This is a genomic window from Undibacterium sp. FT79W (genome assembly GCF_014284215.1).
GTDB lineage: Bacteria > Pseudomonadota > Gammaproteobacteria > Burkholderiales > Burkholderiaceae_D > Undibacterium > Undibacterium aquatile.
This window is the reverse complement of the sequence record NZ_JACOGB010000001.1, coordinates 680,556-704,142: the sequence shown is the minus strand read 5'-3', so window position 1 is coordinate 704,142 and position 23,587 is coordinate 680,556. Positions and strand designations below refer to the sequence as shown.

The 23,587-nt window shown below is 50.5% G+C and carries 23 protein-coding genes and 1 riboswitch; of the genes, 4 read left to right on the top strand and 19 right to left on the bottom strand.

Features of this window, described 5'->3' with window-relative positions; genetic code table 11:
• Window positions 1-51 precede the first annotated feature (51 nt).
• Window positions 52-1,632 (bottom strand): isocitrate lyase, encoded by a 1,581-nt coding sequence (locus H8K38_RS03075; RefSeq protein ID WP_186883291.1) that lies wholly within the window; start codon window positions 1,630-1,632, stop codon window positions 52-54.
• A gap of 432 nt (window positions 1,633-2,064) precedes the next feature.
• Here H8K38_RS03075 and H8K38_RS03070 point away from each other — a divergent pair, with 432 nt between their 5' ends.
• The 3 genes from H8K38_RS03070 to H8K38_RS03060 all read left to right on the top strand — a co-directional run bounded on the left by H8K38_RS03070 (window position 2,065) and on the right by H8K38_RS03060 (window position 5,177).
• A complete protein-coding gene (locus tag H8K38_RS03070) occupies window positions 2,065-3,207 on the top strand; it encodes a glycosyltransferase family 9 protein (RefSeq protein ID WP_186883290.1) in 1,143 nt (380 codons plus the stop codon).
• A 232-nt stretch (window positions 3,208-3,439) separates the two neighbouring features.
• Window positions 3,440-4,093, top strand: a complete 654-nt coding sequence (locus H8K38_RS03065) for a DUF4272 domain-containing protein (protein WP_186883289.1) — start codon at window positions 3,440-3,442, stop codon at window positions 4,091-4,093.
• A 373-nt stretch (window positions 4,094-4,466) separates the two neighbouring features.
• Window positions 4,467-5,177, top strand: coding sequence for a tetratricopeptide repeat protein (locus H8K38_RS03060; protein WP_186883288.1), 711 nt, complete (start codon window positions 4,467-4,469; stop codon window positions 5,175-5,177).
• A gap of 146 nt (window positions 5,178-5,323) precedes the next feature.
• Here the strand turns inward: H8K38_RS03060 and H8K38_RS03055 are convergent, their stop codons facing one another.
• From H8K38_RS03055 to H8K38_RS02970, 18 genes are all read right to left on the bottom strand, one after another.
• On the bottom strand, window positions 5,324-6,061 hold the full coding sequence (locus H8K38_RS03055) for a hypothetical protein (protein WP_186883287.1): 738 nt from the start codon (window positions 6,059-6,061) through the stop codon (window positions 5,324-5,326).
• Between the two features lie 117 nt (window positions 6,062-6,178).
• A complete protein-coding gene (gene budA / locus H8K38_RS03050; RefSeq protein WP_186883286.1) occupies window positions 6,179-6,958 on the bottom strand; it encodes an acetolactate decarboxylase in 780 nt (259 codons plus the stop codon).
• A 156-nt stretch (window positions 6,959-7,114) separates the two neighbouring features.
• Window positions 7,115-8,566 carry a cobyric acid synthase gene (locus H8K38_RS03045; protein WP_255422800.1) on the bottom strand — a complete coding sequence of 484 codons (1,452 nt, stop codon included), beginning with the start codon at window positions 8,564-8,566 and terminating at the stop codon, window positions 7,115-7,117.
• An 83-nt stretch (window positions 8,567-8,649) separates the two neighbouring features.
• Window positions 8,650-9,498: a cobalamin-binding protein gene (locus tag H8K38_RS03040; protein WP_186883285.1), complete on the bottom strand. Its 849-nt coding sequence runs from the start codon at window positions 9,496-9,498 to the stop codon at window positions 8,650-8,652.
• Window positions 9,495-10,418, bottom strand: a complete 924-nt coding sequence (locus H8K38_RS03035; protein ID WP_186883284.1) for a cobalamin-binding protein — start codon at window positions 10,416-10,418, stop codon at window positions 9,495-9,497. Before H8K38_RS03035 ends, H8K38_RS03040 begins: the two co-directional genes overlap by 4 nt.
• 58 nt (window positions 10,419-10,476) lie before the next feature.
• Window positions 10,477-11,487: a threonine-phosphate decarboxylase CobD gene (cobD, locus tag H8K38_RS03030; RefSeq protein WP_186883283.1), complete on the bottom strand. Its 1,011-nt coding sequence runs from the start codon at window positions 11,485-11,487 to the stop codon at window positions 10,477-10,479.
• The gene (cbiB, locus tag H8K38_RS03025) at window positions 11,480-12,427 is read right to left on the bottom strand and encodes an adenosylcobinamide-phosphate synthase CbiB (protein WP_186883365.1); all 948 of its coding nucleotides are present in this window, start codon (window positions 12,425-12,427) and stop codon (window positions 11,480-11,482) included. Before cbiB ends, cobD begins: the two co-directional genes overlap by 8 nt.
• Window positions 12,427-12,996, bottom strand: coding sequence for a bifunctional adenosylcobinamide kinase/adenosylcobinamide-phosphate guanylyltransferase (cobU, locus tag H8K38_RS03020; RefSeq protein WP_186883282.1), 570 nt, complete (start codon window positions 12,994-12,996; stop codon window positions 12,427-12,429). The genes cbiB and cobU overlap by 1 nt, the downstream gene beginning before the upstream one ends.
• A 1-nt stretch (window position 12,997) precedes the next feature.
• Entirely contained in the window at window positions 12,998-14,299 is a 1,302-nt protein-coding gene (locus H8K38_RS03015; RefSeq protein ID WP_186883281.1) for a cobyrinate a,c-diamide synthase, read from the bottom strand.
• The gene (gene cobO / locus H8K38_RS03010) at window positions 14,293-14,937 is read right to left on the bottom strand and encodes a cob(I)yrinic acid a,c-diamide adenosyltransferase (protein ID WP_186883280.1); all 645 of its coding nucleotides are present in this window, start codon (window positions 14,935-14,937) and stop codon (window positions 14,293-14,295) included. The genes H8K38_RS03015 and cobO overlap by 7 nt, the downstream gene beginning before the upstream one ends.
• A 6-nt stretch (window positions 14,938-14,943) precedes the next feature.
• The gene (locus H8K38_RS03005) at window positions 14,944-15,705 is read right to left on the bottom strand and encodes an ABC transporter ATP-binding protein (RefSeq protein ID WP_186883279.1); all 762 of its coding nucleotides are present in this window, start codon (window positions 15,703-15,705) and stop codon (window positions 14,944-14,946) included.
• A 19-nt stretch (window positions 15,706-15,724) separates the two neighbouring features.
• Window positions 15,725-16,744, bottom strand: a complete 1,020-nt coding sequence (locus tag H8K38_RS03000) for an iron ABC transporter permease (RefSeq protein ID WP_186883278.1) — start codon at window positions 16,742-16,744, stop codon at window positions 15,725-15,727.
• A gap of 167 nt (window positions 16,745-16,911) precedes the next feature.
• Complete coding sequence (locus H8K38_RS02995) at window positions 16,912-18,747, bottom strand: TonB-dependent receptor domain-containing protein (RefSeq protein WP_186883277.1); 1,836 nt, start codon at window positions 18,745-18,747, stop codon at window positions 16,912-16,914.
• Window positions 18,748-18,857: 110 nt separating this feature from the next.
• Window positions 18,858-19,161: riboswitch (cobalamin riboswitch) on the bottom strand.
• Window positions 19,162-19,228: 67 nt separating this feature from the next.
• Window positions 19,229-19,639, bottom strand: coding sequence for a PilZ domain-containing protein (locus H8K38_RS02990; RefSeq protein WP_186883276.1), 411 nt, complete (start codon window positions 19,637-19,639; stop codon window positions 19,229-19,231).
• Between the two features lie 10 nt (window positions 19,640-19,649).
• A complete protein-coding gene (locus H8K38_RS02985; protein WP_186883275.1) occupies window positions 19,650-20,195 on the bottom strand; it encodes a histidine phosphatase family protein in 546 nt (181 codons plus the stop codon).
• A 21-nt stretch (window positions 20,196-20,216) separates the two neighbouring features.
• Window positions 20,217-21,017 carry an adenosylcobinamide-GDP ribazoletransferase gene (locus H8K38_RS02980; RefSeq protein ID WP_186883274.1) on the bottom strand — a complete coding sequence of 267 codons (801 nt, stop codon included), beginning with the start codon at window positions 21,015-21,017 and terminating at the stop codon, window positions 20,217-20,219.
• On the bottom strand, window positions 21,017-22,051 hold the full coding sequence (gene cobT / locus H8K38_RS02975; RefSeq protein WP_186883273.1) for a nicotinate-nucleotide--dimethylbenzimidazole phosphoribosyltransferase: 1,035 nt from the start codon (window positions 22,049-22,051) through the stop codon (window positions 21,017-21,019). Before cobT ends, H8K38_RS02980 begins: the two co-directional genes overlap by 1 nt.
• Window positions 22,052-22,058: 7 nt before the next feature.
• Window positions 22,059-22,457 carry a diacylglycerol kinase gene (locus H8K38_RS02970; RefSeq protein WP_186883272.1) on the bottom strand — a complete coding sequence of 133 codons (399 nt, stop codon included), beginning with the start codon at window positions 22,455-22,457 and terminating at the stop codon, window positions 22,059-22,061.
• A gap of 314 nt (window positions 22,458-22,771) precedes the next feature.
• Here H8K38_RS02970 and H8K38_RS02965 point away from each other — a divergent pair, with 314 nt between their 5' ends.
• Window positions 22,772-23,551 (top strand): IclR family transcriptional regulator, encoded by a 780-nt coding sequence (locus H8K38_RS02965; RefSeq protein ID WP_186883271.1) that lies wholly within the window; start codon window positions 22,772-22,774, stop codon window positions 23,549-23,551.
• Window positions 23,552-23,587 lie beyond the last annotated feature (36 nt).

Here is a 23,587-nt window from a genome sequence, read left to right as displayed (position 1 = left end):
CAGGGTTTATTTTATGAACATGGTGAGCCTGAGGCTCACCATGCAGTTTTATCAGAACTGATTCATTGTGTTGTCTTTACCAGCTGCCTTCAATGCAGCTTCACCGCTGAAATAATCTTTGTGATCATCACCGATGTCGGAACCGGACATGTTCTGATGTTTGACGCAAGCGATACCCTGACGGATTTCTTTACGCTGAACGCCAACAACATAACCCAGCATACCTTGGTCGCCGAAGTATTCTTTAGCCAGATTGTCAGTGGACAAAGCAGCAGTATGGTAAGTCGGCAAAGTGATCAGGTGATGGAAAATACCTGCTTCGCGGGCTGCATCAGCCTGGAATGTACGGATTTTTTCATCAGCAGTGATCGCCAATTCTGTATTGTCATAGTCAACGCTCATCAGCTTAGCGCGATCGTAGGCGGATACGTCTTTGCCTGCCGCTTGCATGCTGTCAAATACTTGTTGACGGAAATTCAGTGTCCAGTTGAACGATGGGCTGTTGTTGTAAACCAGTTTCGCATTTGGAATCACTTTACGGATTTCGCTGACCATGCCGCCGATCTGAGCGATATGTGGTTTTTCAGTTTCGATCCACAATAAGTCTGCGCCGTTTTGCAGAGATGTGATGCAATCGAGTACGCAACGCTCTTCACCTGTACCGGCACGGAACTGGAACAAGTTACTTGGCAGACGTTTAGGACGCAGCAGTTTGCCATCACGTTTGATCACAACGTCACCATTTGCCATGGAGTCTGTTGATACTTCTTCAACGTCAAGGAAGGAGTTGTATTTGTCGCCCAGATCGCCAGGTTCACGTGTCACAGCGATTTGTTTCGTCAGACCAGCGCCCAGAGAGTCAGTACGTGCAACGATAATGCCGTCATCCACGCCGAGTTCCAGGAATGCGTAACGGATCGCACGGATCTTCGCGAGGAAGTCTTCATGAGGAACGGTAACTTTACCATCCTGGTGACCGCATTGTTTTTCATCCGAAACCTGATTTTCAACCTGGATACAGCATGCACCGGCTTCAATGAACTGTTTCGCCAGCAGATAAGTCGCTTCAGCATTACCGAAACCTGCATCGATATCAGCGATGATAGGTACTACGTGAGTAACATGGTTATCGATCTGGTCTTGAATCGCTTGTTTAGCAGCGCCTTCAGCAGCATCGAGTTGACGGAACAAACCGCCCAGTTCACGTGCATCAGCCTGACGCAGGAAAGTGTAGAGTTCTCTGATCAGATCTGAGACCGCTGTTTTTTCATGCATGGACTGATCTGGCAATGGGCCGAATTCAGAACGCAATGCAGCAACCATCCAGCCAGACAGATACAAGTAACGGCGATCAGTGCTGTTGAAGTGCTTCTTGATAGAAATCATCTTCTGTTGACCGATGAAACCGTGCCAGCAACCCAGAGACTGAGTGTATTTGGAAGGATCGGCATCGTAATTAGCCATATCCTGACGCATGATTTTCGCAGTGTAGCGTGCGATATCCAGGCCAGTTTTGAATTTGTTCTGAGCACGCATACGTGCAGCGGATTCAGGGTTGATCGCGTTCCAGGCACTACCTTGTTTGTCTTTGAGTCCGGCAACGGCTTTGATGTCGTCTTGATACTGTGACATGTGAATCTCCTAGAGAGGTAAAAAAATTAACGAAGCAATAACGAAGCAATATCGTGTGCCGCCCTATCTGTTCAGAATCGAACCGGTAAAACAGCAGGTTGAAGCAAAACTGTATGGGTTAATGATAGACCATTTCGGAAACCAAGCCAACTCTTATATAAGACATATAACTTAATTTTTTTCTTTTATATTCAATAAGTTAAATTCATATTTTTGCTATATGAAATACATTTTCAGAAAATGAGATAAAATATCCGTCGCAATTACAGTAATAATTTCACACTATGGAATTCCATTTCGCATTAGATGCTTCACTGTTTAAGCACAATCGCGAATATGTTTTCCTGTCAGCAACGGAACCAAATTTCCGTATCTGTGTCAAACTGTAACCAAGCCAGTACAATTCCATCTTCTGAAAAGCACCACCCTTTCATGTCCACGCAACAAATTCCCGCTGATTTACTCAAAAAAACAAAAAAAATATTATTCGTCGCGCCGCTCGCTATCGGCGACTTCAGCTATTTACAAAATTCTTTTAAGGCATTTTCACAGGCATATCCGCATATCGAAATGCATTTGTGGGTGGATGAGTTACGCCGCACCCGCGATGAACGCCAATGGCCATTTCTGGAAAAATATGCGCTGTATGACTGGGTCAGCGACTGTGATTTGTTCAGCAAGGTTTATCGCCGTACTTACAACCCGGCATTGCTGGCAGAAAGTATTCAGGAAGCGAAAAATGAGGAATATCCCATCGTTGTTTCACTCTCCATTCTGCGTCCTCAGCACTATGCTTCGCTGGCGCGCAAACTCAGTCCGCAAGGGTATATCGCTGGAATCAAACAACCGGTCAGCCTGTTGAAGCTGCATCATCTTGTGGCCTACAAAAAATTAGATGCCGCGATTCAGGAGAATCGCTTTCAAGGTCAGCAAGTGCACATCAGCACGATCTATGCAGACTGGTTTAACCAGGCGTTTGGAATCGAGAGCAAAGAAGACGACTTATTCCCGTATGTGAACATTCCAAAACAGTGGCTGCAGCAAGCGCGCTTGCAATTGGAAGAATGGGGCTTCGATAAAACCAAATGCAAAGTGGTATTCATTAATCCGTTTGCCAAGATTAATAAGCGTTGCTGGCCGCTGGCAAAAGTCGCCGAATTAATTAAAGCCATGCAAGCAATGAAAGTCTGGCGTGGTGCATGTTTCGTCGTCAGCGCGCCGCCAGAAAAGCTGGCACAGACTCAGGCAACCTTAAAAGAATACAATCTGAAAAATACCCAGTTTTTCTCAGCGCAGGAAAATTTCTTTCAACTACCTGCAATGCTGAGTTGGTGCGACTTAATCATTTCTGTTGAAACCGCCGTGATGCACCTTGCCAATGCAGTGCATGTGCCCGTGATTGCGCTGATGCGTCAAAAAAATCCTGAATGGGCGCCGTTCGATCAGATTCACAGCAAAGTGATTACTTCGACTCACCGTCATGACTGGGTCGATGCCATCAGCGTCGACAATGTGATTGAGCAACTGAGTCACTGCGTAAAGCCGGAGATACAAGAAGAAGCACTCGCCTTTTGATAGGCTATAACAATCCGCTGACAGAGGTCTTATCAGATCAAATTAGATCTGATAACGTTTAATCTCACCCATTTTTCTGCTTCCATAAATTTGAGTATTCAGTCGCAAATCATGGATGACATGCTGATTTCCGGCGTCCAGTTTGATGAAAATTGATTTCATCCGGAGAGCAAGATGAGGAATATCCGCCCGCCACTGTTACAATCTCAGACCTTTTTTATCTCTGTCTGTTATGAAATCTCCGGAACTGCGTAAAGAGTTGTCAGAACTGACGCTGCACAAACGTGGCATACGTATCAATCTGCAATTACCGCTCATCGAGAGTGAAGATGAAATTCAACTGCGCAGCAATGACGAAGTTTTTCAACGTCTGGTCGCACTGACTGCCATCTGGCAATTACAACAAACATCACAAAGGGCGGATGTAATCGATGTCATTCGCACGCAGCAGCTCGATTCGTATTTTTCCGAAGGTGAACGCCAACTGATGCGGGAGCATACAGTTGATCCCGCGATGTCAGCCCCGGCGTTATCCGCAGACGCATTGCATTTTCTGGCGTGGTGTTGCGGCATACAAAAAACCATAGGTATGCCTGATGGTTGTTATAAAGAGGCGATCGCAGAACCATTGTGGCAACAAATTACCAGTCACCCGGACAGTCTGCGATCACAAATCCATCTGCGTTCAAAGTCCGTATTGCTTGACTGGGCTGATCTGCTGTATCGCATGCACTGGGCAGTACGCCACGCCCACATCACTGGCAAGCCAACCCCGGGCCGCCTGGATGCCGTGGCCGTACATGAATGGCACAAAGTGGTGAACTGGTTGATTCGATACGATGATGAAAATGACTGGGATAAGGTCAGCACAGAAACGGCGGGCTGAATTCTGGTTATGTGAAGGATTTTTAAATCCGGTCGCAAAGCCAGGGCCTGTTAACATTTAAATTGCGAGATGCGTTCGAACCAAAACGTGGGCTGGCAAGACGTGCGGTGCAGTCAGGGCTGGTGCCCCTGACAAGACGCGCAACGCAGTCAAGCGCGCGTTTTGGCTGAACCCAGAGGGAAAGGGGTAAAACAGCCGCATGGCGTTGTTGCATCCCGCTGACAGTGATCACACTGCGGCGCGGGCTGCGCCTAGCTCTGCAACTGTTTTACCCCTTTCGCACACGTAATTTAAATGTTAACAGGCCCTATGAAGCGACTAAAATAGTCCATCCCTTATCCGCTATTTTTTTCCGTTATCTCAAGGCTTGTATATGAATTCGCGCCCTTTCAAGCACCTCGTTGCACTCTCCGTCATCACGCTGTCAGGATTCACATTGCAAAGTGTCTGTGCCGGTGATTTCGAGGATGGTGTCGCTTTGTACGAGCAACAGGAATTTACCGAAGCCGCGAAGTCTTTTCAGTCCGCAGCAAACAAAGGCAACGCGGATGCCCAATTTAACCTTGGACTGATGTATCTGAACGGCGGAGGTATAGAGCAAGACTATCAAAAAGCACGCGCACTGTTTCAGCAATCTGCGGAACAAAATAATGTCCGGGCGCAAGTCAATCTGGCACGTATGTATGCAAAAGCCAAAGGCGTTGCACCAGACTACAAGACCGCTGTGATCTGGTTCACAAAAGCAGCAGAACTCGGTTACGCCGACGCACAATACAGCCTTGGTGTTTTATATGTGAATGGCCAGGGCGCGCCGCTCAATTACACAAAAGCCCGCGAACTGTTTGAACTCGCCGCCGAGCAAAATAATGCCAGTGCACAATACCAGCTCGGCCTCATGTACTTCAAGGGAAAAGGTCTTCGCATTGATCTGACGGAAGCCTATAAATGGCTGACGCTCGCCGGAGACTACGATGACGCGGTGCTCTATCGCGACTATGTCGCAAAAAAAATGAGTAAAGATCAGATCGCGGAAGCACAAGCGCTGGCAGACGATTGGAAACCAAAAGACGGCGCTAAAAAGTAAGCGCCGCCAGCAATTTATTCAATGCACTGACCGCCCATCTTTCCTTCGCAAAGTTTAGCGTCATCGTCAGCTACGCCGATTAATTAAACAGAAAAGAAGCGGCTCCTTGATCGTCAACACCGTCTATACCTGTCGCTGAAGGCAGTTCATTGCCGGGCGACGGGTTCAAACACAATTACAGCGTCATCATTCCAACTCTGCTCATGCAATGGTGGTGAATAACGCAGACCATCAGCAAGCAATGTCAGCGCCATCTTGCGCTCGCCGGAGACTAGTGTGACAGCACTGCTTTTAAACGGTGAGAAATAAATGACCGTGATCATCGATGAATGACATGGGCCGCCAGCCGCACGAAACATATTCCGCCGCAGGAATGGCAACTCATCATATTCGACTGCCCAGCGTATTTCACACTCCAGACGCAGGTCGCCAAGGCGGCGCGTGTTGGCAACCAATCCGGTACTACGAACTTCCGGCCGCCAGCGAAAGCTCCCCTTCTTCTGATTCATCAGTAAATCTGCATTATCGGCTTCCGCTTTTTTATCACGCGGCAAGGTGAAACCGCCATCGTTCGCGACAGGAATCTGTATCGAACTGTCGTCGCTGACGATACGCAAGCCGACATCATGCAGACTGACATCCGGCTTCTGAGGAATTAACTGGAAACGAAAGACAGAATCGGGGGCTTTTGACAGGTAAGATTCGTAAGCGTTTAAACCCTTAAGTAATTGCCGGTAAGATTTCAATTCCGGGTCGCGGGTTGCTGAAATCTGCACCGATGATGCCGCGACTTCATCAGGATTTGTCGCAGGCTCCGACGCCTGCGCCGATGCTATAACAGACCCGACACAGACTCCCGTCATCCATACAGATAATTTACGCATTGCTTACCCTGGGCAAAAGAAAAAATGAGTGTAATGCAATTCAGTCTGATCCATTGCATGAAACACAAGGTATTAACTTTTGCACCCAAAGGTATCGTCAGATCAAAACACGATGTTTTACTCCCGGATTTTTTCGACTGCGTGTAATTCCTGTGCCCGGTCTTTTGACTGATCGGCATGAATGAAACCTTCAGTATCCGGCACCTGTAATTCAACCGTAGAAATCGTGGCGATTTTTACCTTGCCTGCCGTCAGCTGCAAGGAAAGTACATGTCCGCCATGACTGACATCATCAGACAAATAATGCCAGTGATAACCCGGCACATTAAAGCCTTTAACAAATGCAGGGCTGCGAAATCCTACCAATTGCCCTGAGGTGCTGCCAAGTTTAAAAACTGATTGAGTCTTAGTGACTTCAGCCAAAGGTTTGTAAGGTTTCTTTTGCGGATCGATGGCGCGCGTGGTCATCTCCGCAAAATTTCCTTGAATGCGTATCGCATAGAAAGCGTTTTTATTACTCAGACTGTCATCGAGCTGTGACTCCAGTTCGGCCAGTGTCGCCACACCTGCCAGGCTGATTTCTTTCGTCGGCTGAAAATAAGTCACAATCGCCAGCGGAGAAAGTTCTTGCGGTGGCACGATTTCGACTTTGCCGTTGCCCTTTGCTTTGTAGAACACGCCGTCGATCAGTATCATCTCGCCATCAACACGGTTATATGTACCGATACCAAAATCACCGTGTCTGGCTAATTCAGCCACAGAAATATTACCGTCATACGCACCGGCGAGCAAAGCATCTATCGTCGAATACTGAAACAACCTTGCATCTGCCGCATACGTGACAGATGACGAAAAAAGTAAAGCCAGAACAAGTGGGCGCAGTAATCGTAAAGGCATGATAGTGAGAGCGAGTAGTAGAGTGAGAAGTCATTAAGTGTCGGCAAAAGCGAGCATGCCGCCGACATAAATACCGACAGGTAAGATGCTCATTATGCGCATGAAGACAACAAACTCACAATCACTTTCAACAGCTTTGGTCGTCACTCTTTCCGGCTATAAGGCGCGCAAAGCGTCGAGTAGCGGTATGCAGGCATCTGCCACGCGATCAATGCTCTGTTCGCGTAATGCAGACAAATCAACGACTGCATCACTTTGCAAACCAGCCCATTGCAGCAAGGCGCTGCAAGCTTCAGGGTGATCAAATAATCCATGCAGATAAGTGCCGAGTATCAGATCATCCGGTGAGCGGGCGCCTTCGTCCTCGTCATTCAGGTGAAATGCGGACAAGGTTTCATTGCTGGCGTATGTCAACCCCATGTGAATTTCATAGCCCTGCACTGCCGCCGGTGCGCCGTCTGCGGCAAACCCGAAAGCACAGCGACCACTGACCTGTTGCAGACGTTTTTCCTGCGTCAGCTCGGTTGTGATATCCAGCAAACCAAGACCATCCGAATCACCTGCTGTACCTTCGACACCATGCGGATCGCTGATGATCTGTCCCAACATCTGATAGCCACCGCAAATGCCTATCACTTTGCCGCCGTAACGCAGATGTTTTTCCAACGCTTGTTGCCATCCCTGTTGCTGCAAAAATGCCAGATCGGCACGGGTATTTTTACTGCCGGGCAAAATAATCAGATCAGCAGGCGGGATCGCATAATCAGGACCGATAAACTGTAAATCAACATCGGGATGTGCGCGCAAGGCATCAAAATCCGTGTGATTGGAAATACGCGGTATCGCAGGTACGATGATGCGGAATTTTCCGCTACTTTGTTGTGCTGGTTGTATCGCATCTTCGGCGTCCAGCTGTAAGCCATGCAGATACGGTAAGACAGCGAGGACAGGTTTGCCAGTCTTTTGTTCCAGCCATTCCAGCCCTGGTTCCAGCAAGCGGATATCGCCACGAAAACGATTAATCACAAAGCCGACAATGCGCTGTTGCTCGGATTCAGATAAACACGCCAGCGTACCGATGAAATGGGCAAAGACACCGCCACGATCAATATCCGCCACCAGTATCACCGGGCAATCGACCGCTTCCGCAAATCCCATATTGGCAATATCACGATCACGTAGATTCACCTCGGCGGGGCTGCCTGCGCCTTCAACAATAATCGCATCGTATTGATGTTGCAGGCGCCGATACGATTCCAGCACAGCCCCCATCGCAATGGTTTTGTACTGGTGGTAATCGCGCGCATCCATGTCTGCGCGCACCTTGCCATGAATGATGACTTGCGCCCCGGTATCGGACGAGGGTTTCAACAACACAGGATTCATATCAGTATGGGCAGGCACACCGGCGGCGATGGCCTGCAAAGCCTGGGCACGCCCGATCTCGCCGCCATCAATCGTCACGGCGCTATTGAGCGCCATGTTCTGCGGCTTCATCGGCGCCACCCGCACACCGTCTCGTTGCAACAAACGACAGAGCGCCGCAACCACCGTACTTTTGCCCGCATCCGACGTCGTGCCCTGTACCATTAAAGTAGAAATCTGCATGCGACTACGCTTTCTTAAAAGGTTCCGGCAAACACCGAGGCAAATAAAAAAAGGAAAAAACTGTCCTGTTCATTTCCACGGAATTAAGCCGCGACTTCCGGGGCGACTGACGAACGTGTTACAGACAAAGGTTGCGAGGCCTGCCACTCCGCAATCAGTACATGCAATTGCAGAAGTCCGTGCAGGATTGCCGAAGGCCCCGGCGAGAGTATGTCTGCCGATTTGATTTCCAGTACCCGCCCATGACGAACAGCCGGAATCGCATCCCAGCCTTCACGGGCGATCACACTGTCGGGCCTGAATTTTTTTCCGCACCAAGAGCCGATAATGATATCCGGCGCACGTCGGATCACTTCGGCAGGGTCAGCAATGATGCGCTGTCTGGCACTATGAAAACCAGCCAGATCGGCAAACACATCGTCACCACCGGCAATCTGTATCAACTCAGATACCCAGCCGATACCAGACATCAGCGGCTCATTCCACTCTTCAAAATAAACCTTCGGTCGGTGCGTCCACTGTGCTGCCTGATGGCGGATAACATCGATTTGCGCCTGCAGTTCTGCGATCAACTGCGCACCCTGCTCCTGTTTCCCTACCAGTGCAGCTAACACTTTGATCATGTGCAGAATACCTGCAACATGATGCTGATTGAACGCATGGACTTCAATACCAGCGCTGATCAGTTCGCGCACAATCTCGGATTGCATATTAGAATAGGCAATCACCAGATCGGGCTTCACCGCCAGTATCCGCTCAATCTGTGCAGAGGAAAAACCACTGACCTTGGGCTTCTCATCACGGGCGCGTGCTGGTCTTGTAGTGTAGCCAGAAATACCTGCGATGCAATCTTCTGCGCCTAGCGCATATAAAACTTCCACAGCTTCGGTAGATAAGCAGGCGATACGCTCAAACAAAGGGGTGGTATTCATTTTTTTCCTTGTGGTGAAGTCGCAGATTTCTCGCGTTTTTGCCGCGCTTGCTCTAGCGCTTCACATATCGCTTTAGCGCCATCAATAATCCGCGGGCCGGATCGGTTCACCAGATCGCCATCAATCAGTACCAGATTATTGTTTTTTGCGGCCAGCAACGATGTCATGCTTTTCCATTGATCGATACCATTTGAAGCCTGATTGCGGCTTTCCGCACTGATTAACACTTCCGGATTTTCCTGCAACACGGCTTCAACGCTGACGACAGGTGCGGTCACATTCAGTTTGCCAAAAATATTTTCACCGCCGCAAACACGTATCGCATCGCTGACAATATGCTTATCATTGAGCGTATACAAAGGCTTGTGCCATACCTGATAAAACGTCCGCACTTTCGCCTTCCCCTGATACTGCGCACGCAGTTGCTGCAACTGCTGGCGGAAATCGTTCGCCGAAAGTTGTGCTGCTTTTTCGGTACCAAGCAAACTCCCGAGTTTGAGGATGGTGTCGGGAATCTGTTCCAGCTTTTGCGGATCGCTGAAAAAAAATGGCACGCCCGATTGTTTCAACACTTCCAACTGGCGCTCAAAAGCACCGTGCATCCAGATCACCAGCAAATCAGGTTTCATCGCCATAATGCGTTCCAGATCAAACTGTCGGTTATCGCCTATGCGTGGAATATCCTTTGCCGCCGCAGGATAATCGCTATATTTGACTGTACCGATAATTTTGTCACCGGCGCCAGCAGCAAAGATCAATTCCGTCACATGCGGTGACAGGCTGATCACGCGCTGTGCAGGTTTAGCTAAACTGACGGTATGACCAAGGTCATCCGTCACACTGATCGCCGCCTGCGCCGATGCTGACAACAACAGAGTGACGATACCCGATACGAAAAAACGACAGAAAAATAAGTTCACGTAGTTATCCTCTTTTTTACTCTCTTTTTACTCTCATTGTTGCGACTGACATTGACGCTCATATCTGGCTCGTCCATTCAGCACAGGCCAGTTGCAAACGCTGCCACCCGGCTTCATTTGCAGGCAAGCCAAAACGCACGCCATGCGGCCTGTACGCCCCTTCTTCAAACCAGCGCAACCAGATGCCGCGTTCTGCCATGAAGTGGCACAGCGTCTGACTTTGCTGTTGTAAGTGGCGGTCACTGATCCATTGAAATAAATCCGTGCCGGAACATTGCCAGTTTTGCTGCATCAACAGACAGCGCAAGCGTTCACCTTCTCGCTGTAAAAGCAGTCGCTGATGCTGTTGCCAGCTCGTATCCGACAAAGCAGAGACTGCAATTTGTTGCGCCGGGCCACTGATAGTCCAGGGGCCAAGGTAGTTTGCGAGGCGCTCCAATAAGGCGTCGCAGGCTGCGACGAAACCAAGCCGGATGCCCGCCAGACCAAAAAACTTGCCGACTGAACGCAAGACGATTAATCCCTCACGCTGGGTGTGCGCTGCGACACTGATCTCCGGCAAGGTATCGGCAAACGCCTCGTCCACGATCAGCCAACCACCGCGCTGCGCCAGTTGTTCAGCCCATTGCAGAAGTTGCGTAGGTGCGATCACCTCACCAGTAGGATTATTCGGATTACACAATACGACCACGTCGGCATTTGCCACTGCGTCGTGCAAATCCTCATAACGGGTTTCGCTCACCGCATGTCCGGCCTGCCGCCATTGATACGCATGCTCAGCGTAAGACGGTGCAGACACCACCACCCGCGAGAGCGATCGCAAATGCGGCAAGGCTTGAATCGCCGCCTGACTGCCGGCCACCGCGAGCATGTGCGGTGCGCCGTAAAAGGTCTGCGCTGCATCGATTAAATCGTCGGAATATTCAGGCAACCGGTGCCAGGCGTTTGGCGCAAGCACAGGTGCCGGATAAAAATGCGGGCTAATGCCGGTCGATAAATCCAGCCAGTCATCAAGCGGACGAGAAAAAATTTTTGCTGCATCACGTAAATTGCCGCCATGTTTAAGCATATAAAATCCCGCTTAAAAACAACGCTGCTAGGACGATGATGCCGAGCCACAGCAGAGTGCCACCGAAAACCAGTTGCCATGCACGCTGAATATCCGGTGCCACCGCTAACTTGCCTTTGCCCAAAAGTGGACGGTTTTCATTCTCACCATCGTAGCGGGCAATACCACCCAAGGTTAGATGCAGCGCACCGGCTCCCGCTGCCATGACAGGACCCGCGTTCGGACTGGGCCAGCGTGGTGCCTGATGCTGCCAGCACTGCAAGGCCAGACGCGTGTTGCCGAGAACGGCATAAGTCAGCGCTGTCAGGCGTGCAGGCAGCCAGTTCAAGCCATCGTCAATACGCGCCGCCACGCAGCCAAAGCGTAAAAACCGGCTGGAACGATAACCCCACATGGCGTCCAGCGTATTTGCCAGACGATATAAAACAGCACCGGCACCACCCAACAACATAAACCAGAACAAGGTGCCGAACACGGCATCGCAACCGTTTTCCAACACGGATTCAACGCTGGCTTTGGCCAGATATTCTTCATCCGCATCATCGGTATCGCGACTGACGATATACGATGTCAGCCTTTGTGCCGTCGCGAGATCGCCGTCAAGCAGCGCTTGCTGTATCGGTAAATTGTGGTCGCGTAAGCTGCGTAAGCCGAGGCAGAAATACAGCAAGATTCCATGCAATACAGGTGCCAGCCAGGTCGTGTAATGATGGGCGAACCACAAAGTCAGTATCGCGAGCAACACGAACGGCAGCACGACCAGCAGCCAGGCAATAGCCCCTGTCCAGCGGCTTGCCGATGCGCGGTTCAGGCCTTGTTCGACCCGATTTGCCAGATGACCAAAACCCACCAGCGGATGCCATTTTCTGACTTCGCCGAATGCCATATCCAGCACGACACCGAACAGTAAACACAAAGCGGTAGTCAAGCCCGTCATCATCAGCATGGTGCGCCCTTTAAAAATAAAGGTAAGCCCGCTGCAACCCAGACCACGTTGTCACAACTGACGGCCACTGCCTGATTCAAGCGCCCGGCTTCATCCACAAACCAGCGTGAAATCGCCCCCATCGGGACGATCCCCATGCCTACTTCATTTGACACCAGAATGACGTCGCCTTTTGCCTGTTCAAGCGCGTTCAGCATTTCGCCCCGTTGTTCAGCGAATAATGATGGCGGCGTAATCTGGCCGATCTCAGGAAATTCCACATTTTCTGAAAATAATAAATTCGACAGCCAGACGGTCAGGCAATCAATCAGCAAGACCGTTCCGGGCTGACTGTATTCCTGTATCGCTGCGCCCAGTGCGGTTGTTTGCTCTATGGTTTGCCAACCTGCCGGGCGACGACTTTGGTGATGAAAAATGCGTTGCTGCATTTCACTGTCTGCCGCCGCTGCCGTTGCGAGGTAAATCACCTGCTTGCCGCCTTCCGCAGAAAGACGAAGCGCCAGTTGTTCTGCATACGCACTTTTACCTGAGCGGGCACCACCAAAAATCAAGCTGCGACTCATCTCAAGTCCTTAAAAATAAGCGTGCTGCGGCGACCGGATTTGAGGCGAAATAAGCGTGAAAATACGAGGCATGCAAATGCCCGCATTGATAAATCGCCTCGCCCTGATCGCTGTCGGAGTAATGCGCATTTTTGATCGTATGCGCGACTGGATGCAGCGATGTGTCGAAGCGCGAATAGTGAAAAGTATGACCGCGTAAATCTCCGTCAGAAAAATGCCATGCCTGTGCGCCGAGTGCTGCAAGTTTTTTCTGCATGTGCACTTCACCGCTCAGTAAACCCGCCATAGGCCAATGTTTTCCATCGTGATCAACCAATCCTTCCGTCAGCGCCATCATGCCGCCACACTCGGCCAATATCGGCATACCGGTAGCATGCGCCGCTTTGACCGACGCTATCCATTGTTGCGCAGTGCTCAAGGTCGCCGCGTGCAATTCGGGATAACCGCCAGGCAAATAAACGGCCTCGGCTTGGGCAGGAACAGGCTGATCGGCAAGCGGAGAAAAGAACAGTAATTCTGCACCCAGCATGCGCAGAATATCCAGATTTGCGGCATAGATAAAAGCAAATGCGGCATCACGGGCAACCGCAATTTTTTTCCCCTCCAACAAACGAGGAATAGCGACAGGGGCGGCAAGCGCAAACTGGGTTTCAGGTAAGGCGTCCCATGCCTGCATATCGAGATCGAGCTGCTCTGCCATCATATCGAGCATGGCATCAATTTGTCCTACTTCCTCCGGCAATACCAGCCCCAGATGTCGCTCAGGCAGCACTTCGGCCTGGCGTGGCAGGTATCCGAGCAGAGGAATGTCCCGCATCGCGGCTGCCACCATTTTTCCATGCCCTGCAGAGGCAACACGGTTAGCGATCACGCTGGCCAGATGAACCGGCCCGAAGTCGCGCAAGCCCAGCGCCAGCGCGCCCACGGTCTGCGCCATCGCGGCAACGTCCAGCACCGCAAGCACCGGCACACCAAAGGCGCGCGCCAGATCGGCGGAAGATGGTCTGCCGTCGTACAACCCCATCACGCCTTCAATCAGAATCACATCCGCTTCCAGCGCCGCCTGCGCCAGCATGGCTTGCGATGCTGATTGGCCGACCATCCACAGATCAAGTGAATAGACCGGGGAGCCGCCTGCACGTTCGAGGATCATCGGGTCGATAAAATCCGGCCCGGTTTTAAAAATTCTGACGATCTTGCCTTGCCCACGCAACTTGCGGGCAAGCGCCGCCGTTGTCGTTGTTTTTCCTTGTCCGGATGCAATCGCAGATACCAAAACCACTTTTGCCTGAGCTATCACCATTCAACTCCTGCCTGCGCCACGATGCCATCTTTGAATGCATGTTTTACGACATTCATTTCTGTCACGGTATCTGCTATCGCAATCAACTCCGGTAACGCACCCCGGCCAGTGACAACCACATGCTGCATTTCAGGACGGGCATCCAGATCGGCAATCACCGTATCAAGATCCAGATATTGGTATTTCAGCGCAATATTGAGTTCATCAAACACCACCAGGGCGATGCTGGGATCACTCAGAAATTTCTTTGCCTGCGCCCATGCGACCGTCGCTTTTTCAATATCACGATCACGATTCTGCGTCTCCCAGGTATAGCCTTCGCCCATCGCGTAGAACTCGACTTCATCAGGAAAACGACGCAGAAAAATTTCTTCTCCGGTTGACATCGCCCCTTTGATAAATTGCACAACACCGACTTTCATGCCATGCCCTAATGCGCGCATCACCATACCAAATGCACTGGAACTTTTTCCCTTGCCATTACCGGTATGGATCAGCAATACACCTGTCGTGCGCTGCGCTTGCTGAATTTTTTCATCCATCAGCGCTTTCTTGCGTTCCATGCGGCGCTGATGGCGGGTGTTGATATTGTCGCTATCGATAGATGAAGCAATCGGTGCAGAAGGAAGGTCGCTCATAATTATTTAATTTTTCGGGATAAAAAGTATCTGACCGTGATGCTCAAAGCGCTCTATCGGATAACCAAGACAAGCGCCCAATTGTGCCGCGGTCAGCATGTCTTCTGCGCTGCCGGCCAGCCATTGACCATCACCCATCAACAACAAAGCGTGACTGGCAATGCGCTGGGCAAGATTCAGGTCATGACTGACCATAATGACGGACTTATTTTTTTCGCTGCAACAACGCGACAGCAATTGCATGACACTCACCTGATGCGCAAGATCGAGTGCGTTTGCAGGTTCATCCAGCAGCATGAGTTGCGCATCCTGCGCCAGCAAGGCGGCAATTGCGACACGCTGCCGTTCGCCGCCAGACAAGCTGCGGACATCACGTTGCGCCAGATCGGCAACGTCCAGTTCGCGCATCGTATCTAAGGCAATCCGCATGTCATCACCGGATTCCCAGTAATGAGCATCATGATAGGGATGACGCGCGCTCAATACCGTTTCGATGGCGGAATAGCCAAACGCATCGGTGCGGGATTGCGATAAAAAAGCGCGTTCACGCGCAAGCTCTGCCAGCGGCCAGGCCGACAACAATTTGCCATCTAAAAAAATGTCTCCGGATTCCACCGGACGCAAGCCTGCCAGTGTGCGTAACAAGGTACTTTTACCGGCACCATTACGGCCAATAATGCACCAGCATTCGCCCGCGTTTACCTGCCAGTTCAGCTCTTGCACCAGCAGGCGTTTTCCTGCCGTTAAATTCAAATGATGGGTTTTCATCGTTATCGTCCCATTCTCGTTAGCGGCGGCGCAACTGATGCAACTGCAACAAAAACACCGGCACGCCGATGACAGCGGTAATTACTCCCACCGGCAACTGCTGTGGTGCCACCACGGTACGCGCAATCGTGTCGGCAAGGACCAGAAAACTGCCACCCGCCAGCGTTGCAGCTGGGATCAATAAACGATGGTCTGGCCCCAGAGCAAAGCGACATGCATGCGGCATAATCAGGCCGACAAATCCTATGCTGCCTGCGGTGCTGACCGCACTGGCGGTCAGTAAGGCTGAACATAAAAATAACAGCTGACGCAAACGTCCGATATTCACGCCCAGCGTACTGGCGACATCCGCATGCATCGCTGCAATATTGATCGCACGCGCATTTCGCATCGCAAACAAAAATACGCCAGCGCCGACCACCCATGGCAAATAGCGCGACTGCGCCCCGGATAAATCTCCTATCATCCAGAACACCATGCCGCGCAAACGGCTATCGGGTGCTACCGACAACATCAAGGTAATCAATGCACCGCAACCGGACGCGACTATCACGCCGGTCAGCAATAACACGGGCGCGCTGCCATCGCTGCTGCCACTGCCACGGAAATCACGGTAGGCGAGGCCGAATAAGAGCAAGGCAACCGCAAGCGCCCCGCCGAACGCAGCCAGATCAACCATCCAGAACGCGCCATAGAATAAGATTGTGGCCAGCGCGCCGACAGATGCTCCGCCGGAAATGCCCAGTACATAAGGGTCTGCGAGGGGATTACGCAACAAGGCCTGCATCATGACGCCGGACAAGGCAAGCGTGGCACCGGTGATGAATCCTGTGAATGCACGCGAAAGTCGCAATTCAAGCAAACTCGCGGCAAGAGAATTGGCGGGGCCGCGCATCAATTCCGCAGCCGCATCGGCCAGCTCGGAAAAACTCAGCGCGACAGAACCTGTAAGGCCAGCAAATACAATGCTGGCGAAGGTGAAAAGCAGCAGAAAACCAAATATCAGACTGGCATGTCGCTTCGCCCGGCTTGCAGGCATTAAGCCATCCTGCGTCGGCGGCGAGCTGAAAAAAAGAAACTTGTTGCGCATGTACAGCCCGATCAATATAAAAAACTGTATGAAGAAAAAATCTGTGCCCGCATTGGGACACAGATTCTTCTTCATGTTGAATACCGCTTTAATGCATGATTCAATTTTTGCTTTGATTATTTAAAGCCGTAATTCAATCCGACAAAGACACTCGATCCTGCAGTTGCGTAATTTTTCGCGAGCTCGTAGTCTTTGTTCAGCGCATTATTCCAGCGGCCAATCACCGTCAGATTTTTCACAACCTCATACGTGCCGTAAATATTCAGCAAGCCATATCCAGCCAAAGTTTTTGTGTTTGCGACGTCATCAAAACGGTTACCGGAAAAGACGGTTTCTGCGCCGATTTTGGCTTTCGCTATGGTGTATTCTGCTGCCAGCGAACCATGCTTTTTGGAGCGACGGGCAAGGCGCAAACCAGATGTATCGTCTTTCGGGTCTTGAATATCGACGGAAGCACGCAGATTCCAGTCACCCAGACGAGTGTTCGCCCCCACAGTCAGACCAGACATCGTGGCTTTATTCACGTTGTAAGCACAACCGTAAGGATGACCTTTTACATCCACAGGGCAGGTATTAGTGCTGACGAGCAAGTCTGTCGCCTTGTTCTGATAATAAACAGCGCTGAGTTGCGTATCGCCAAGCTCATAATAAATGCCTGCTTCGGCATTTTTTGCTTGCTCGGGCTTATTCGAGGCAACGCCATAACCCGGGTAATACAACTCGTTAAACGTCGGCGCACGGAAGCTGCTGCCATAACTGGCATTCACACGCCACGAGTCATTCAGCTTATAGCCATAAGCAACACTGCCCGTGGTGTGAGAACCATAGACCGAGCTGCGGTCATAGCGCACGCTTGCACTCGCGAGATGGGCCTGATGTTTCAGGACATAGGATGCTGCCAGAGAATCGGTTTTGCGATCACCGTTGAGTCCGGCAGTCGTGGTATCCACCGTTTCTTCACGGCGTTCCGCCAACAGTTGCAGTACGTCTTTACCGATACGAATATCGTTCTGAAAAGTGATCAGATTCTGCACCGTATCGATCTGGCTCTTGCCATAAGAGGCATCAGTAAAGGTTCTGTCGGTTGATTGTGCAAACTGCAAAGAGGCAGTCCAGATATCGTTAATGCGTCCCTTACCAAAAGCAGAAATGGTTTCTAAGTTTTGTACGCTGTAATCGTTCTTAGCTCCTGAATCAAACTGGGCATTCAAACGACTTTGTAAAAACTTGGCACCGAACTCCAGGTCTTTGCTGACCTCGTAGTCGGCACGCAGACTGACACTGTCAAGTTTGTAGCCGTCTTTATCGGGGTTACCTGTCTTGGTTGCAGAAAATCCTTCATCTTCGTCATGCGCGACATTCAGCGCCAGGCTCAGATTACTGCTGACAGATCCGGAAACTCCGGCCTGTACTTTACGCGTACCGTAACTGCCGGCACCAAGCGAAGCTGTCGTATTCAACACACCCGGCGTTTTCTTAGTAAAAATATGGATCACGCCACTCATGGCATCCGCGCCATACAGGCTGGACAAAGGGCCATAAACGATTTCAATATGGTCGATCTGACTTAGCGGAATTGTCGCCCAGGTCGCACCGCCGGTAGTTGAAGAACCAACACGGACACCGTCGATCAACACCAGATTTTGCGTGTTGTTACCACCACGCATAAATACAGAAGAATTATTACCAGGACCGCCATTGCGACTGATTTCTATGCCGCGTTGTTGTTGCAGCAGATCGACGACGGATGCCGCGCCTGATTGTTGAATTTGCTCAGCAGTGATCACGACATTGTCGGCGAGAACATCGATCGCGGCCTGCGGCTGACGACCCGCGGTAATAATTACGCTGGATGCGGTAGAAACAGAAATCGATTGGGCAAACGCAGACGATGCAGGAAATGCGGCAGCCACGGCAAGACCGAGGGCAAGAGGTTTGAATACAGAGTTCATGATGTAGAAAATAAGCGAGGCATACAGCCAACGTCCCCGTAGGCTGTATTCAACAAAGCGAACGTCAAATATTTCTGCACAGCGTATGCCGTCGCAGAAAATGCCTGCCGTATCACTTCACTTATTCTGGCCGGTATCCGGGCTGACAAATATCACCATCTGACCTTCCCATGCATCAACGCACAGTGGTATTGGAAAATGGCTGGCTGTATCAATCTACAGAAAGAAATACAGCAACTTGTACACCGTTGCGGGGGCAGCACACTCTTGCTTTTCATCGTGAAATCCGGTGATCTGTCTTTTATCGTGCCGATTGCGCACGCAGATCTCTGGATATTTCCGGAATTACATCGTGTTTCCCGTTTAACTGCAGACATGAACATGTCCGCGAGCACCAAAACTCCGTCATTCTATCGGCAGATGACAAGTCGGGCAAGGATGGGGGTGAAAACAACATGACGACAACAACAAGATAATCTTATCAAGAAGCGAACTTATTCGCTCTGGAAATCCAGGCATTGACCAGCTCTGAATGCAAATCGGACATATTTGTCAGATGCATACCGGCATGATAGTGATCACCACTCAAAATGATATGCCGGACAGATCCTTTGCATGCAACTCGGAAAATGTCATCGCTGTTCGCGATACCGGGGATTTCTATCATCATCGGGTAGATTTGTGTGAGTTGCAAACTTTCAGGGCACTGCACTAACACGCCCTCACCGGAAATATTCACGGCCCGGCACAACAACAAATGACCATCCGGCATTCTGATGCCGCAACGCCAGCTCACATTGATACGCGGGGCTCGTCTGAGTTCTATCATGAAAATAATGTCACCGGTTAGCGCGCCATAGGTTTCCGCACTTAGCTCAGAACGGAAAACCAACCTTCATATCCTACATGACAATATTAATATCAATGCAACAACCATATGAAAATTCATCCGTACTCTGCGCCGCCCGTTGCGCGATGCCGACACTTCCAAGAGCATTCTCCCACGCGGCAATCATTTTAATGACGCCAGCGTGGCAAACTATTACCGCCTCCGGCTCCGCTGTCGCATGTAAATCGCCCAGAAACGCACTCACCCTCCCAGCCATCTGCACAAGGTTTTCCTGTTGCCCGGGACGATAATGAACGACATCAGCAGCCCAGGCATCAACTTCTGAACGGGAAATCTGTTCCCACGCCTGCATTTCCCAATGACCGAAATTCAGCTCCATGATACGAGGGTCTATAAGCGGTGTCGGATGCAATAAGTCTGCCAACCGTGTACAACGCTGCAATGGACTGGAATATACGGGAATATGCGCTGGCCAGCATGGTTTCAACCTGGCAGCCAGAGAGCTGCAGTCCGATGAAGTAACGGCAACGTCTGACTGGCCGTAACAAATACCAGGCGCGATGATGGGTCTTGTATGACGTATCAAATGCAAAAGCATCGCGTCCACATTCTCACGAGGCTAAGGATTTGCACTGACAACGCGTGCCAGTACACCAAGATAAAATGCGAGTTCCGACAGTTGTTGCACTGCCCCCAGACAATCGCCGGTATATCCGCCGATTTTTTTGAAAAATACGCGTGCAAGCCAGAAACTCGCCAGCAGCATTAAAACCAGCGCAGGTAACAGACGATCTATCATCAAAGGTTGCCACAGCAAGATAACTCCTGCGGGCAACAAGACTGTGAGACAAGCGATACCGAACTCATTCGACGTCATCTGTTGCGCCAGCGGTTTCGCCTTCCCTTCCTGTCTCGCGTAACTGAGCAGCCAGATCAGACTGCAGGAAAATAAGCGCGACAATGGATGTGCCAACAGCAAGGAAGGTAAAACCAGCACTGTCGGCAAGCTCACCAGCACGATAAATTTACACAACAACATCAGACACATGCCAATCGCACCATACGCGCCTATGCGTGAGTCTTTCATGATCTCCAGCACCCGTACCGGCGTCATCCCGCCACCAAATCCATCGCAGACGTCGGCAAACCCGTCTTCGTGAAATGCACCTGTCAATAAAATACTTGCCACCATGGACATCAGGATTGCGACAGCGGCTGGCCACCACAACGATGCAATCGCATAGGTACTGGCCGCAACCGCACCGACTACCCAACCGACCGCAGGAAAATAACGCGAAGCATGGTGCAGCCAGGCAGGATCAAAGCCCACCCAGCCCGGAATAGGAATGCGCGTAAAAAACTGCAGCGCAATAAAAAACAAGCGCAACTGATGCAGCACTTGCTGTCCTAACAGCGTCATCAGCCAGCACTCTTTTCACTGACTTGCGCGGAACCAAATGTCGCCATCTGATTCAGGAAGTTAACCGCGGCCTGCACCATAGGATAGACCAGTGCCGCACCGGTGCCCTCGCCTAAACGCAGATCGAGTTTCAGTACAGGATTAACCTCCAGTGCCCCCAGTAAGCGAGCATGACCACTTTCGTCAGATTGATGGGAAAACACACAGTAATCGAGAATATCCGGTTGCAATCGTGCCGCGACGAGCAAAGCGCTGCTGACAATGAACCCATCGATTAGCAAGACCTTACGGCGTGCAGCCGCTTCCAGCATGGCTCCGGCCATCGTCGCAATTTCGAAACCACCAAAACAAGCTAAGACGTCAAGAGGTTCGTTTACACCTGCATGCAGTGCAACAGCAGCTTCAATGACCTTTTGTTTATGCCGTATGCCGTCAGCGGATAATCCAGTACCCGCCCCCACACAATCGGCTACCGGCAGCGCCGTCAGTTTATGCATCAACGCCGCAGCGGCCGTTGTGTTGCCGATACCCATTTCGCCAAAGCCAAGCACGTTACCGGATAAGGCTGCAACCAGTTCCCGCCCATTCTGTATAGCCAGCTGACATTGCTCCGGTGTCATCGCTGGCTGCTGCGCAAAATTACGTGTACCAGAGGCGACTTTACGGTGAATCAAACCATTTCTCTCACCAAACTCATGATTCACGCCCGCATCGACAATCTGCAGCGCAATATCATTTTGTCTGGCAAACACATTGATTGCCGCGCCGCCGCTTAGAAAATTTTCGACCATCTGCCAGGTGACATCTTGCGGAAAGGCTGAAATTCCCTCTGCAACAACTCCGTGATCGGCGGCAAACACAATAATGGCCGGGTCATGCAAAACCGGTGTCGTGGTTTGCTGTATCAAGCCTATTTGTAAAGCCAGTTGCTCTAGGCGCCCCAGACTTCCCAACGGTTTGGTTTTGTTATTAATTGCATTGCTGAGTGCGCTGGCAAGCGTGGCGTCGTTCGTCGTTAAAATAGTAGGTAACATGTTTTTCTTATGGGTAAAAGCGATTCACTAAAATGACAGCCCAGGTACCGACTGCGATAAAAAATGTCAGTAATACGGCTGCACTGCCAAAATCCTTGGCATTTTTTGACAAGGTATGCCGCTCAAGGGAAACCCTGTCCACCACCGCTTCGACGGCGGAATTCAATAATTCAACAACGAGTATCAGTAATAACACCGAAATCATCATCAATTTCTCAATTGCCGTTACTGGCAGACTCAACGCAACAATGACGCCGACAATAACCAGTACCAATTCCTGACGGAACGCGTGCTCGTTGATCCAGGCTGAACGAAAACCATCAATCGAATAAAAAAATGCCGAAAAAATGCGTCGCAAACCACTTTTACTTTTGAACTCGCTGATCGGTTGTTCCTGATCTGACATCGTTATCCCTTGTGAGAAAAAACGGAGGAGCCATATCGGCTCGCACCTTGCCGCCGGATTTTACATGACAAAGCTTCACACTCCATTTCAAAATGATGACGAAAATCACTTTTCTTCGGCATGGTTTGAAATAAACATGCGATCCTGCTCAAGCCCAAAAGATTATTTTTTCGACAATCCAACCATATCGTTTGCAGCGAATTTGCATCGTTTTTTACTAAATTTGCGACTCAGCTGGTCTTTTCATTGTCGAGTCAATGACGATTTTTTCACATTGTGGTATAACTTAAATATTGCACTGCACCACCGAGATTATGAAAAACGACGCTCCAGCTTCAGAAAAAACCTCCATACAAGTTATAGAACGCATGGTTTCTCTGCTTGATGCGCTTGCGCATTATCAAGATCCGGTCAGTTTGAAAGAGCTGGCATCTGAAACGGGCTTGCATCCGTCTACCGCTCACCGGATTTTGAACGATCTGGTCAAAACGCGCTTCGTTGATCGCGCCGATACAGGTTATTACCAGTTAGGTATGCGTTTGCTTGAACTTGGCAATATCGTCAAAAGCCATCTGAACGTGCGTGAAACCGCTCTTGAGTTTATGCGCACGCTGCACCGACAGACTAATCAGACTATCAATCTCTCTGTCCGTCAGGGAGACGATATCGTTTATATAGACCGCGCTTTCTCTGAACGCTCCGGCATGCAAGTAGTCAGAGCCATCGGCGGCCGTGCGCCATTACATCTGACATCAACCGGCAAATTATTTCTATCCCTGGACGAGCCGAAAGCGATACGGGCTTATGCAACACGTACCGGGCTATCTGGCCACAATAAAAATTCCATTACGGATCTTTCCAAACTGGAAAAGGAACTCGCTGAAGTTCGTCAAACCGGTTATGCCAAAGATAACGAAGAACTGGAATTGGGTGTGCGCTGCATGGCTGCTGGCATTCACGACGACAGCGGAAAAATGATCGCTGGTCTGTCGATTTCAGCACCAGCCGATCGTTTGCAAGAAGACTGGAAAAACAATTTAATGGAAACTGCGCACCAGATTTCTGCTGCGCTGGGATATAAAGGACCACGCTGAGCAATGTCAGATCAGCATTGAAGAACAACAATAGAA